General features: G+C 66.0%; 12 protein-coding genes. 3 read left to right on the plus strand and 9 right to left on the minus strand.

Going from position 1 to position 12,301, the window contains the following annotated elements:
- Positions 1-9: 9 nt before the first annotated feature.
- The 9 genes from BMZ97_RS10915 to BMZ97_RS10955 are packed head-to-tail and all read right to left on the minus strand — an operon-like array spanning position 10 to position 9,788.
- Positions 10-1,515 carry an ABC transporter substrate-binding protein gene (locus tag BMZ97_RS10915; RefSeq protein ID WP_092168372.1) on the minus strand — a complete coding sequence of 502 codons (1,506 nt, stop codon included), beginning with the start codon at positions 1,513-1,515 and terminating at the stop codon, positions 10-12.
- A 56-nt stretch (positions 1,516-1,571) separates the two neighbouring features.
- Positions 1,572-2,486 (minus strand): ABC transporter ATP-binding protein, encoded by a 915-nt coding sequence (locus tag BMZ97_RS10920; RefSeq protein ID WP_092168375.1) that lies wholly within the window; start codon positions 2,484-2,486, stop codon positions 1,572-1,574.
- Positions 2,483-3,496, minus strand: a complete 1,014-nt coding sequence (locus tag BMZ97_RS10925; protein WP_092168379.1) for an ABC transporter ATP-binding protein — start codon at positions 3,494-3,496, stop codon at positions 2,483-2,485. Before BMZ97_RS10925 ends, BMZ97_RS10920 begins: the two co-directional genes overlap by 4 nt.
- 11 nt (positions 3,497-3,507) lie before the next feature.
- Positions 3,508-4,683 carry a M24 family metallopeptidase gene (locus BMZ97_RS10930; RefSeq protein ID WP_092168382.1) on the minus strand — a complete coding sequence of 392 codons (1,176 nt, stop codon included), beginning with the start codon at positions 4,681-4,683 and terminating at the stop codon, positions 3,508-3,510.
- A 2-nt stretch (positions 4,684-4,685) separates the two neighbouring features.
- Positions 4,686-5,537, minus strand: coding sequence for an ABC transporter permease (locus tag BMZ97_RS10935; protein ID WP_092168385.1), 852 nt, complete (start codon positions 5,535-5,537; stop codon positions 4,686-4,688).
- 1 nt (position 5,538) lies between these two features.
- Positions 5,539-6,459: an ABC transporter permease gene (locus tag BMZ97_RS10940; RefSeq protein WP_092168388.1), complete on the minus strand. Its 921-nt coding sequence runs from the start codon at positions 6,457-6,459 to the stop codon at positions 5,539-5,541.
- On the minus strand, positions 6,456-7,319 hold the full coding sequence (locus BMZ97_RS10945) for an alpha/beta fold hydrolase (protein WP_092168391.1): 864 nt from the start codon (positions 7,317-7,319) through the stop codon (positions 6,456-6,458). Before BMZ97_RS10945 ends, BMZ97_RS10940 begins: the two co-directional genes overlap by 4 nt.
- Entirely contained in the window at positions 7,306-8,793 is a 1,488-nt protein-coding gene (locus tag BMZ97_RS10950) for an NAD(P)-binding domain-containing protein (protein WP_092168394.1), read from the minus strand. The genes BMZ97_RS10945 and BMZ97_RS10950 overlap by 14 nt, the downstream gene beginning before the upstream one ends.
- The gene (locus BMZ97_RS10955; protein WP_092168998.1) at positions 8,790-9,788 is read right to left on the minus strand and encodes a LysR family transcriptional regulator; all 999 of its coding nucleotides are present in this window, start codon (positions 9,786-9,788) and stop codon (positions 8,790-8,792) included. Before BMZ97_RS10955 ends, BMZ97_RS10950 begins: the two co-directional genes overlap by 4 nt.
- Before the next feature lie 142 nt (positions 9,789-9,930).
- Here BMZ97_RS10955 and BMZ97_RS10960 point away from each other — a divergent pair, with 142 nt between their 5' ends.
- Genes BMZ97_RS10960 through BMZ97_RS10970 form a run of 3 tightly spaced genes read left to right on the plus strand, consistent with a single transcriptional unit; the run spans position 9,931 to position 12,143 of the window.
- Complete coding sequence (locus BMZ97_RS10960; protein ID WP_092168397.1) at positions 9,931-11,046, plus strand: PLP-dependent cysteine synthase family protein; 1,116 nt, start codon at positions 9,931-9,933, stop codon at positions 11,044-11,046.
- A gap of 45 nt (positions 11,047-11,091) precedes the next feature.
- Entirely contained in the window at positions 11,092-11,571 is a 480-nt protein-coding gene (locus tag BMZ97_RS10965; RefSeq protein WP_092168401.1) for a CMD domain-containing protein, read from the plus strand.
- Positions 11,568-12,143, plus strand: coding sequence for a peroxidase-related enzyme (locus BMZ97_RS10970; protein WP_092168404.1), 576 nt, complete (start codon positions 11,568-11,570; stop codon positions 12,141-12,143). The genes BMZ97_RS10965 and BMZ97_RS10970 overlap by 4 nt, the downstream gene beginning before the upstream one ends.
- The last annotated feature ends 158 nt before the right edge of the window (positions 12,144-12,301 follow it).

Genomic DNA, 12,301 nt, shown 5'->3' on the forward strand with positions numbered 1-12,301 from the left:
ACCCGCCTCCTACTGAGCCGGCTTCATATCGAAGGAGCGAACCCAATCGTCACCGCGCGCCTGCCAGGTCACCCGCCTCGAAACGCCATAGGTGGTCGGTTGCGCATAGAGGAACAGCACCGGCGCCTCCTCGCACATGATCTTGGTCGCGTCCTTATAGGCTGCGAGGCGCTTGTCCTTGTCCATGGTCGAGCGCCCAGCCTCGAGCGCCTTGCCGAAGGCAGCATCATCCCAATAGGCGTACTGGTTGCCGGGCGCGAGCAGGGTCAACTGGCCGTCGGCGTCCAGGGTCGGCCAGCCATGGGTCAGGAGCGAAGTCTGCGCCAGGGTCCGCGACCTCAGATATTTGTTCATATAGGCGCCGAAATCCATCTCGTTCATCTTCACCTTCAGACCGGCGTCGCCGAGCATGGCAGCGACCGCCTGGGCGACCTCCTGCCCCTGGATGTAGGTCGCGACGGGGATGTCCATCTCGATCACCTGCTTGAGATCGATGCCGGATTCCTTCAGCAGGGCCTGCGCCTTCTTCACGTCGTAGGGATAGGGCTTGAGGTCCGGATTGAAGCCGAAATAGGACGGCGTCAGGATCTGGCAGGGTTCGATATAGGCCTGCCCGTCGAAGATCGAATCCCGGATCGCATCCTTGTCGATGGCGTAGTTCATCGCCTGGCGCACCAGCTTGTTGTCGAGCGGCGCCTTCTGGGTGTTGAACTTGATGAAGACGTTGCGCGTGCTCTGCACCGAGCCGGCAATGGCGTTCTTGCTCGCCTTGACCCGCGCAAGCTCCGAGGTCGGAATGCCGGTCACGAGATCGACCTCACCGGCCAGCAGCGCGGCGATGCGGCTTGCCGGTTCGGGGATGGTCTTGAACACGACGGTGTCGAAATCCGGCTTGCCCTGCCAGCCTCCCGGATTGGCGGCGAGCGTGATGTGATCGCCCGGCACGTTCTCGGTCATGCGGTAGCGGCTGCCTGACATCGTCTCGGTTGCCGGGTTGTGGCTCGCCGCCCATTGCGGCGGCAGCAGGAAGAACATCGAGAGCTGGTCGACGAAGGCCGGGAACGGCGCACTGGTCTCGACTTCGACGGTCCGAGCGTCGATGACGCGGACCTCCTTGACCAGGTCGAACCAGGACTTGATCCGGGCATTGACCTTGGGATCGCGCACGCGGTCGAGGTTCCATTTGACCGTCGCGGCGTCGAGCGGCTCGTCATTGACGAATTTGGCGCCCTCGACGAGGTCGAAGCGCCATGTCGTGTCGTTGACCAGCGTCCAGGATTTCGCCAGCGCGGGCGCCAATTTGAGGTCCGCGCTGCGAATGACGAGCGAGGGATAGATGTGGCTCAACAGGCTCATATCGGAGCCGAAGGAGCCCGTCATATGCGGGTCGAAGGTGTTGACGTTGACCGAGAGCGCGATCGTCGCCGTGCGCCCAGACTGGGCCAGCACCGGCGAAGCGGACAGCGCGGCGGCCAATGCGGCAGCGCTGAGGGTCTTGATCCAGAACGATGTCATGTCACGGGCTCCAATGGCGGTGGCAAGGAATGGCAGCGAGCAAGGGCAATAAGGGCTCAAATCAGGACGAAATGACCGGGCGAAACCTCGGTCAGCACGGCATCGGGGGCAGGCTTCTGCGTCTCGTAGTCGAAGGCCAGCGGCCGCCTGGCACGCTCGATCGCCGGATTCGGGATCGGAATCGCCGAGAGCAGCGAGCGCGTATAGGGGTGGCGCGGATCGGAAAAGATCGCTTCCGTCGGGGCGATTTCGACCAGGCGCCCGCGCAGCATCACCGCAACGCGGTGGCAGAGATAGCGCACCATCGACAGATCATGCGCGATGAAGAGATAGGCCATGCCCAGCTCCTGCTGCAGATCCTGGAACAGGTTGATGATCTGGGCCTGGATCGAGACGTCGAGCGCCGTGATCGGCTCATCGGCGATGATTAGACGCGGGCGCATCGCGACGGCCCGCGCGATGTTGACGCGCTGGCGCTGGCCGCCGGAGAATTCATGCGGATAGCGCGTCATGAAGCGCGGATCGAGCCCGACCTGCTTGAACAGGGCCGCGACGCGATCGCTGCGCTCCGAGCGGCTGGAGACAAGTCCATGCACGATCAGGGGCTCGGCGACGAAATCGCCCACGGTCATGCGCGGGTTGAGGGCGGCGTAAGGATCCTGGAAGACGACCTGCATCTGGCGGCGAAAGGCCTTCAATTCGCGCGCCGGCAAGGTGGTGATGTCGTGGCCGTCGAAGCGGATCTCGCCGCCGGTCGGCTCTTCCAAGCGCAGCACGACGCGCCCGGTCGTGCTCTTGCCCGAGCCGGATTCGCCGACCAGCCCGACGATCTCCCGGGGCGCGATGTCGAAGGAGATGTCGTCGATCGCCTTGACGAGATGCGACGCCCCGCCGAGCCAGCCGCCGCCGCTGGTGTAATGCTTCGCCAGATTGCGGACGCTGAGAAGCGGATTCGTCGGCGAGGTGCTCATGCCACGGTCTCCCTACGGGCCTTCAGCGCGGCGGGCAGATCATACCACGCGGCGACGAGATGGCCCGGCACGCTGCCTTCGGCTTGGCGCAGCGGTGGCATTTCCAGCTGGCAGCGCGGCGTCGCGAAAACGTTGCGCGGCGCGAAGGGGTCGCCCACCGCCGGCTTATAGAGATCGGGCGGCGAGCCCGGAATCTGGTGGAGCCGCCCCTCGGCGCGGCGCTCCGCTGTCGGCAACGATTGCAGCAGGCCCCAGCTATAAGCGCTGCGCGGGTCGGCGAAGATCGCATCGACCGGGCCGCGCTCCATGATGCGCCCGCCATACATTACCTGGATGGTGTCGGCGATGCCGGCAACCACGCCCATGTCATGGGTGATCCAGATCACCGTGGTGCCGAACTCGCGCTTCAGATCCTTGACCATGTCGAGGATCTGCGCCTGCACGGTCACATCCAGCGCCGTCGTCGCCTCGTCCGCGATCAGGAGTTTGGGCCGGCAGGCAACGCCGATCGCGATCATCACGCGCTGGCGCATGCCGCCGGAGAACTGGTGCGGATACTGGCCGATGCGGCGGGCGGCATCGGGAATGCGCACGATCTCGAGCAGTTCGATCGCCCGCGCCCGCGCCGCCCTGGCGTCGAGCTTTGTGTGCCGGCGGATCAGTTCGACCAGTTGCCGCTCCACCGTCAGCACCGGGTTGAGCGAGGTCATCGGATCCTGGAAGACGAAGCCGATCTGCCCGCCGCGAATGTCGCGCAATGCGCGCTCGGGCAGCGTCAGCAGGTCGCGCCCCTGGAACAGCACCTCACCGGCAACGATCCGGCCGGGTGGGCGCGGAATCAACCCGCACATCGCCAGCACATGCACGCTCTTGCCCGAGCCGGATTCCCCGACGATGCCCAGCGTCTCGCCCTCGTTCAACGCATAGGAGACGTCGTTGACGGCATGGACCGTCCCGCCCGGCGTATCGAAGGCGACGGTCAGGTTCCTGACTTCGAGGAGCGGGGCCATGCCGGTTCGCCTCAGGCGTTCAACACGACATCCGGCGCGCGCGTCAGGAACTCGCAACCGCCTTCCGTGATCAGGACGGTGTCGGAGAGCTGGGTCGCGGCGATGCCGGGGATGCGCAGATTGGGCTCGAGCGTCAGGATCATGCCGGGTTCGAGCAGGATGCCGGTCTTGGCGTCGAGGGAGGGGTGTTCATGCGCCCCGAGCCCGATGCCGTGGCCGATGCGGCCCGGCAGGTATTTGCCATAGCCGCGCGCCTCGAGACCGGCCTTGGTCGCATCGAACAATGCGCTGATCGGCGTGCCGGGCTTCAGCAGCGCCGCGACCTCGTTGCGGATCTCGATGATCGAATCGAGTGCCCGGCGGCGCTCGTCGTTCAGCGCGCCGACTGCGACCGTGCGCTCGTTCTCGGCATGGATGCCGTTGACGATCGTCCAGATCAGGATGCTGATCGCCTCTCCGGCTTCAGGCTTGCGGTTGGTCGGGTTGTCGCAGTTCATGAACATGCGGTCGCCAGCCAGCGCCCAGGCCCAGAGGCCGTTCTGCGCCCCGCCTTCGAGACTGCCGAAATCGCAGACCTCCTTGTCGGGGAAGTTATCGGCCCAGAAGCGGTTCATCGCCGCCATGGCCGCGAGCGACACGTCACGCTCCGAGCCACCCTGGCGGACGGCCTCGACCGCGGCGATCATGCCGGTATCGGCGATGCGGGCGGCGTCGCGGGCATTGGCGATCTCGTCGGCGTCCTTCACCAGGCGTGTCGTCATGATCATCTCGGAGGCGTCGCGGAAGGAGGCGCCGGGCAGAAGCTCGGCAAGCTGGCGCGCCCGCGCAACCGGCAGGAAGTCCTCCTCGACGCCGATGACCGCCTTGGCGAGACCGGCCTCCTCCAGCATCGTCTTCAACGCGTCGAGCCAGTTCGGCCCCATCGTGACCTTGGTCGACCAGGCGCCGTAGAGGCGGATATCCTCGATGAAGGTCGAGGCGCGGGCATGGTCGTCGCGCAAGGCATGGATCAGCATCGAGGACTTGCCCTGCGCAGGCAGGATCGCGATCACCGGATGGCTGTAGATGATCGGGTTGAAGCCCGTCAGGTAGAAGCTGCTCTCGGGCTTGAAGGCGAGGATCACATCGAGACCGGCAGCGTGCATCCTCTGGCGCAGGCGTTCCGTACGGGGAGCGGTAATGGTCATGGTCACGTCCTCAATTTCGGATCGAAATAATCGCGCAGCCAGTCGCCGAGCAGGTTGACGCTCAGAACCGTCAGCAGGATGGCAAGGCCGGGAAAGGTGACAATCCACCAGGCCGTGGAGATGTAGACGCGCCCCTCGGCCAGCATCCGGCCCCAGCTCGCATCGGGCGGCTGCACGCCGAGGCCCAGGAAGGACAGGGCCGCATCCATGATGATGACGCGTGCGAGTTCCAGCGTCGCGACGACAAGCGCCGGCGTCAGGACGTTGGGCAGGATATGGCGCAGCATGATGCGCCAGGTGCTCGCGCCGATCGCCCGGGCCGACTGCACGAATTCGCGCGAGCGCAGCGCCAGCACCTGCCCACGGATGATGCGGGCGTAGCGGATCCAGCTGGTGACGGCCAAGACGATGACCAGATTGGTCAGGTTGGGACCGAGTGCCGCGACCACGAGCAGCGCCAGCAGCATCAGCGGAATGGCGAGCTGGATATCGACGAGCCGCATCAGGATGCGGTCGACGACGCCACCGAAATAGCCGGCGACGATGCCAAGGAAGACGCCGACAATGCCGCCCAGCACCACGGCGCAGGTCGCAACCGAAAGCGTGATCTGGCTGCCATAGATGAGGCGGCTGAGAATGTCGCGGCCGAGCTGGTCGGCGCCGAGCGGATGGGCGCCTGGGCTGAACAGGCCCGTCCAAGTCGGTGGCGCGAAACGCCCGCGCAGATCCGAGCGCACCGGGTCGGGCAGCCCCAGCAAGGGCGCCAGGATCGCGGCTCCTATGAACAGCGTCAGCAGAACCACACCGAGCAGGCCGGTCCGGCTGCGAAGCAAGGCGCGCAGGAAGTCGGCCATCTCAGGCACTCCCCTTGATGCGCGGATCAAGCAGCGCATAGAGCAGGTCGACGATCAGGTTCGTCGCGACATAGATTGCCGCGATCAGCGCGACGCCAGCCTGGATCACGGGGAAATCCTTGGTCTCGATCGCCTGGACGATCAACCGGCCGACGCCGGGCCAGGCGAACACCGTCTCGGTGACGACCGAGCCGCCCAGAAGCTCGCCGGTCAGGATGCCGATCATCGTCACCACCGGGATCAGCGCGTTGCGCGCGACATGCCAGGTGAAGACCGTCGCCGGCATCAGCCCCTTGGCGCGGGCGGTGCGGACATAATCCTCCTTGAGCACATCGAGCATGCTGGAGCGGAACAATCGCGCGATCGAGGCGGAGACGAAGACGGCAAGCGTCAAGGCTGGCAGGACGAGATTGGCCGGGCTGCCATAGCCGCCGGTCGGCAGCCAGCCGAGATCGACCGCAAACAGCAGGATCAGCATGATGCCGAGCCAGAACACCGGCGTCGCCTGCCCCAGCAAGGCCAGCGTCATCACCACGAATTCGGCGACCGAACCGCGTCGCATGGCGGCGATCGCCCCTGCCGTGCCGCCGATCAGGACACCGAGCGCGATCGCGGTCAGAGCGAGCTGGATCGTCGCCGGCATCCGCTCCAGCACGACGCCGATGGCCGGGCGCCCGAACTGGAAGGACTGGCCGAAATCGCCGGTCAGGGCCTGGGCGAGAAAGCTGATGTATTGCCGCCAGATCGGCTGATCGAGCCCCAGCTCGGCCGTCAGTGCCTGCATCTGCTCGGGCGAAGCACCGACAGGCAGGAGCAACGCGACCGGATCGCCCAGGAAGCGCGTGACGAAGAACACGATCGTCACGACCCCCCAGATCGCGACGAGGGCCTCGCCGAGCTTTCCGGCGAAGTAGCGCGTCACGGCGCCGTCCTTGCGAGGAAGTCCCGGACGGCCGACAGCACGCGCGCATTGGCCTCGATATGGACGGCGTGGTTGGCGCCCTCGATCTCCAGCAGTTCCGCGCCCGGAACCATCTCGGCGATCAGGCGCGACTGGCTCGGCGGGCAGATCCAGTCGGCCGCGCCGCAGATCGCCAGCGTCGGCACGTCGATGCCGGCAAGCTTGTCGCGCAGGTCGTAATCCTTGGTGGCGAAGAGGGCGTTATGGGTTTCGGCGTGCAGATGCAGCGTGCGCGTCTTCTCCAGCGCGGAGTCCGGGTCGAAGTTCTCGAAATAGAGCGGCTGCAAAGCGAGCCAGATCAGGCGCAATTCGGTGTCGTCGATGATCTTGTCGGAGAACAGCTTCTCGACCATGCCGATCGAGGCGCAGGGCGCCTTGTGGAGGCGCGCCTTGAAATGCTCGATCGCCTCCGCCTCATGGTGATGGCTCGGCGCGGTGCCGCGCAGGATCAGGCGCGACAGGCTGTTGCTGCCATATTTGACCGCATGGGTCAGCGCGATCATGCCGCCGAAGGAGCCGCCGATCAGCACAATCTTGCGGCCACCGCAGAGCGTCTGCCGGAAGGCTTCCACATCATCGGCGAACTGCTCGAACAGGAAAGGCGGCGTCAGCGAGCTGCGGCCGCAGCCACGCTGGTCGAAGGCCAGCACGCGATAACGGTCCGACAGCGCCCGGTAGGCGCCAAACTCGCCGCGATGGTCGCCGATGCCGCGTCCGCCATGCAGCACGATGATGGTCTCGTCATGCTCCTCGCCGGCGACGTCATAGCAGAATGTCGCGCCGTTGAGCTCGATCCAGCGCGGGGCTTCATTCGGCGGCATGGGAAGCATCCTGCGAGGGGGCGTCGGCATCGGTCCATTCGTCGCCCTGGAGCTCGGGCGTGTCGAAGGCCTGGAGGGTGGCGAAATGCGCCTCACGATCGGCAACGAACAAGCTGCGGACGATGCCGCGCGCGAGGCGGTCCGCGCCCTCGCTGATCGCCGGAATGTCGCCCGAGAGCTTGCCATGGCTCAAGGTGGCGGGAAAATTGAAGCAGTGGATCGCCTTGAGCGCCGGGCAGGCGCCCGGTGTCTTCTCCAGGAACTCGAAGCTCTCGCCGAGATCGGGCGAGGTTTCGAGCTCCACATTGGGCATGTCGGCAGGGACCGGGAAACGATCGCGCCAGAGCCGGATATACGGCGCGAAATCGGCCAGTTCCGGGCGCGACATCAGGTCGACGCGGAAGCCCGTGCCGAAGATGATGAAATCAGTGTCGTAGTGCCCCTTCGGGGTCGTCAGGACCAGGTGTCCGTCGCGCTCCTCGATGTCGAGGATCGGGCTGCCCAAATGGAAATACCCGTTGGGATGTTGCGAGACCCGCAAGGTGCTCGGGCGCGGCGGCGGCGTCTGCGCGCGCAAGGTATGGTCAAGGAAGCGCCATTTCCATTCATCGGGCAGACCGGCGAAGCCATGGACGACGCCCTGGCTGCCGATGCCGGTGAACTTGTTGACGCGGGGTATGTCGGTGCGGCGGATGAACAGGTCGAGCCGCGCAGCGCCTGCCTCCAGCGCGACGGCGGCGTTGTCCATCGATGACGCGCCAGCGCCGATGACGGCGACGCGTTTGCCCTTCAGCGCCTCGAAATCGATCGCGTCGGCGGTATGGGCCCAGTAGCGACGGTCGATCGTCTCGGCCATCGGCGGAACATAGGGTCCGCCAAGCCCGTCGCGCCCCGTGGCCAGCACGACATGGCGCGCATGGACGGTCTCGGCCACGCCCGCCCTAACGATCCGGAGCGCGAGGACGCCGTCGGGCCGGGCATGGATCGCGGCCACCTCCGTCTCGTTTTCGACGGGCAGGTCGAGCATCCCACGATACCAGATCAGGTAATCCATCCAGAGCGCGCGCGGCGCCCTGTCGAGTGCGTCCCAGGCGGCCCGCCCGAACTGAGCCTCGTAGAAGGCGCGGAAGGTCAGCGCCGGCAGGCCCATCGCCGGCCCCGTCAATTGCTTCGGCGAGCGCAAGGTCCGCATCCGGGCGAATGTCACCCATGGCCCTTCCAGGCCTGCGGGCGCGCGGTCGTAAAGCACGTGATTGTCGACGCCGAGGCGCTTCAGCATGCCCGACGCGACAAGCCCTGCCATGCCGGCACCGATGATGACGACGTCGCGCACGCGCCGCCCATCGATCTCGCGCGGCGGCACCCAGGGTTTTGCCGGAAGCTCCAGCCATTCCAGATCCTGCCGCAGGCGGGCTTCCAGTGCGGCAAGTCCCATTGCGGCCAGCCCCATCGGGGTTGCGGGCGATACGGTCATGAGCGCGCCTCCTGGTTGTCCGCCGCGCCATAGACGGCATCGGCCAGCATCTCGGTGCCGGCCGCATCGCGCAGCACGAAGCCTGGGATGAGCGCAGCGGCGGATTTCAGCAGCGCCTCGTTCAGCGCCGCGATACTGGGCGTGAGCGGGCGCGCGACAGGCGAGATCGCCCCGAACAGGAACGGGATCGTCACGTCGAGCGGGCGCAGCACGACGCCCTTGATGGGCAGACCACAGGCCGCCGCCGGCTCGATGATGGCCACGCCCAAACCACGACGCGCCAGGGCGAGCGCCGTGAGGGAGGCATTGGCGTCGATCAGTTCGCGCGGCGCGATGCCGGCTGCCGCGAAAGCCTCATCCACCCGCCGGCGCAGCCGATAGGGGTTCGCCATGGTGATGACGCGCCGCGCGGCGAGGTCAGCAAGCGCGACGACGTCACGGCTCGCCAGCGGATCGTTTTCCGCCATCGCCGCAAGGCAGGGCGCCTCGCCGATCCAGTGCACATCGAGGCCGGGATGCTCGATCGGCAGGCTGGCCAGGCCGAAATCGGCCGATTGCGACAGCACCTGCTGCACCACGCCCTCGGCCGCGAGCGCCTCGATATGGATCTGCCGCGGCAGGAGCGCAGGATCCATCGCGGCGAGCGCATCCGGCACGATGCTCGCAGCCAGGGCCGGCGTCGCCGCGAGCTCGATCGCGGGCAGCGCCCCGGCCCCGATCGCCGCCGCACGCTCGCGGATATGCTTGAGGCCGAAGAACAGGCGCTCGACCTGCACATGGAACAGCACACCACGCGGCGTCGGGCTGATGCGCGGACCGCTGCGATGCAAAAGCTCGTAGCCAATCTCCGCCTCGAGATCCCGGATCTGCCGGGTCACGGCGGGCTGGGAGCGATCCAGCAAGCGCGCCGCGCCGGTGATGCTGCCCGCCGACATCACCGCCACGAAGGCCTCAAGCTGCCGGATGTCGAAAGCTTCATTATTCATATCCGGTATGCTAGGTCCGCATTGATGCAGATCAAACATAAAACGCTGATCGATAATCGCCGATCCGCACATTTTTGAATGATTGGAAGATATTGATACTGATTTCGCATAATGAGAGACTGATCATCCCCGATCGGAACCCGACACAGCAATGCAAGTCTCCAGCCCTCCGCGCAGTTCTGACGGTTGCCCTCGCGCCTGGGTCGGAGACGCCATCGCCGTGCTCGAAGCCGACCAGCATCGCTCGGCCGATACCCATCTCTTCAAGCTCGGTTGCGCCGGTCTGAGCGGGATCGACATCTATCTGAAGGACGAATCGACCCATCCCACAGGCAGCCTGAAGCACCGGCTGGCGCGGTCGCTCTTCCTCTACGCGCTCTGCAACGGGCATATCCGCGAGAACACGCCGGTCGTAGAGGCCTCCTCAGGCTCGACCGCGGTCTCGGAAGCCTATTTCGCTGAGATGATCGGCGTGCCGTTCTATGCGGTGATGCCGCGCTCGACCTCGGCGGAGAAGGTCGCAGCGATCGAGCATTACGGCGGAACCTGCCATTTCATCGATGACGGCCGGCTGCTCTACAGCGAGGCCGCCGCGCTCGCCCAGCGCCTGGGCGGCCACTACATGGACCAGTTCACCTTCGCCGAGCGCGCCACCGACTGGCGCGGCAACAACAATATCGCCGAATCCATTTTCGAGCAGATGCAGCGCGAGCGTTACCCCGTCCCGCGTTGGATGGTGATGAGCGCCGGCACCGGCGGTACTTCGGCGACGCTCGGGCGCTATCTGCGCTACAAGCGCCATGCAACCAAGCTCTGCGTCGCCGATGTCGAGCACTCCGCCTTCTTCGAGGGGTTCCGGACACGCAACGCCGCCTGCTGCTGCGAGCGCGCCTCGCTGATCGAGGGAGTCGGGCGGCCGCGCGTCGAGCCCTCCTTCATTCCCGGCGTCGTCGACCGCATGGTCAAGATTCCCGATGCGGCCTCGATCGCGGGGATGAACGTCCTGTCGCGCCGGCTCGGCCGCCGCGTCGGCGGCTCGACGGGCACGAATTTCTTCGCTTTGTGCTGGCTCGCCAATGAAATGAAGGCGAATGGCGTCGAGGGCTCGCTCGTCACCTTGATCTGCGATTCCGGCGAGCGTTATCTGAAGACCTATTACGAGCCCGAATGGGTCGTCTCGAAAGGCCTCGACCCCGCGCCCTATGAGGCCAGGATCGAGACCCTGCTGGCCGGCGGCGCGTTCGACTGCCATCTCGAAGAGGCCTGAGCCTCCACCCGATCGCAAGAGGCAAGAGGGACGCAAGAGGAACGCATGACCTCCACCACTCTCATCGAGCAGCTTGCCGGCATCGAGCCCGGCTCGGCGCTCGCGCAGGCGCTGTCGACCCGCGCCGAGGTGATCCGCCTGAGCCAAGCGAGCCATGATGCCGTGATCGTTCCGCGCGAACCGGGTGGCTTGAGCCATGGCCTGCGCGCGGCGCTCGCGGCCCGCATGGCGCGGCAGAATGCCGACCCCGCTTTGGCGGCACATTACGAGGCCTGCCTCGCCCGCACCGGCGAAGTCGAGGCCGTGCCCCTCTCCGAGCCCGAACGGCAGCGCATCACGGCGATCCTCCGCCATGCCGACATGCTGACCTTGTCCCCGCGCGACGCGACCCGGGCCGATATCGAGGCGCTGAAGGCGGCCGGCGTCGAGGAGCCCGACATCGTCCGCCTCGCCGAACTCGCCGCCTTCGTGAACTACCAGGTCCGCGTCCTGGCCGGCCTCAAGGTCTTGAGGGGAAACCGATGAGCAACGTCGTCCACACCTTCACCAGCACGGTTCCGGTCTGGTCGCCCTATGTCACGCCGGTCGACCTCGCCTCGGCCACGCCCGAGCAGATGGCGGCGATGCAGGTGACGCCCTCCAACAAGGGCGTCTCGAAATATGTTCTCACCCTGGCGCATGATCCGGAATCGCTGGCGGTGCGCTCGCCGCTGTTCAACCTGATCATGTATGGCAAGGACGGCCTGTCCTCCGCCGAACGCGAACTCGGGGCGGTCGGCGCCTCCGTCGTCAACCGCTGCATCTATTGCGCGGCGGTCCATGCCTCGCGCTTCAACGGCCTGACCAAGCGCCCCGACGTGATCGAGGCGATCTTCAAGGACGAGCTCGATGCCAAGATCGAACCGCGCGAGCAGGCGATCTTCGATTTTTCGGCGCGGCTCTCGACGACGCCGTCACAGCTCACGCAAGGCGATGCGGACGCCCTGCGTAAGGCAGGGCTCGACGAACTTGAAATGCTCGACCTCGTTCTCTCCTCCGCCATCTTCGGTTGGGCGAACCGGCTGATGCATACGCTGGGCGAGCCGCTGGAAACCTGAGAGCCGGCGCCTGCGCGCCGGGCGGATCATTGTTCCACCGCAAGGCATCGGGACAGGACAAATGCGCTCGCTACACGCCCGTAGCGAGCGCGAATCTCGCTTTGTTGGGCCTCTCCTAAAAAACGGAATGCCCCTGTCTTAAATGGTGAGCGCTCGAG

The organism is Allobosea sp. OK403, assembly GCF_900113835.1.
In the GTDB taxonomy this organism is placed as follows: Bacteria; Pseudomonadota; Alphaproteobacteria; order Rhizobiales; family Beijerinckiaceae; genus Allobosea.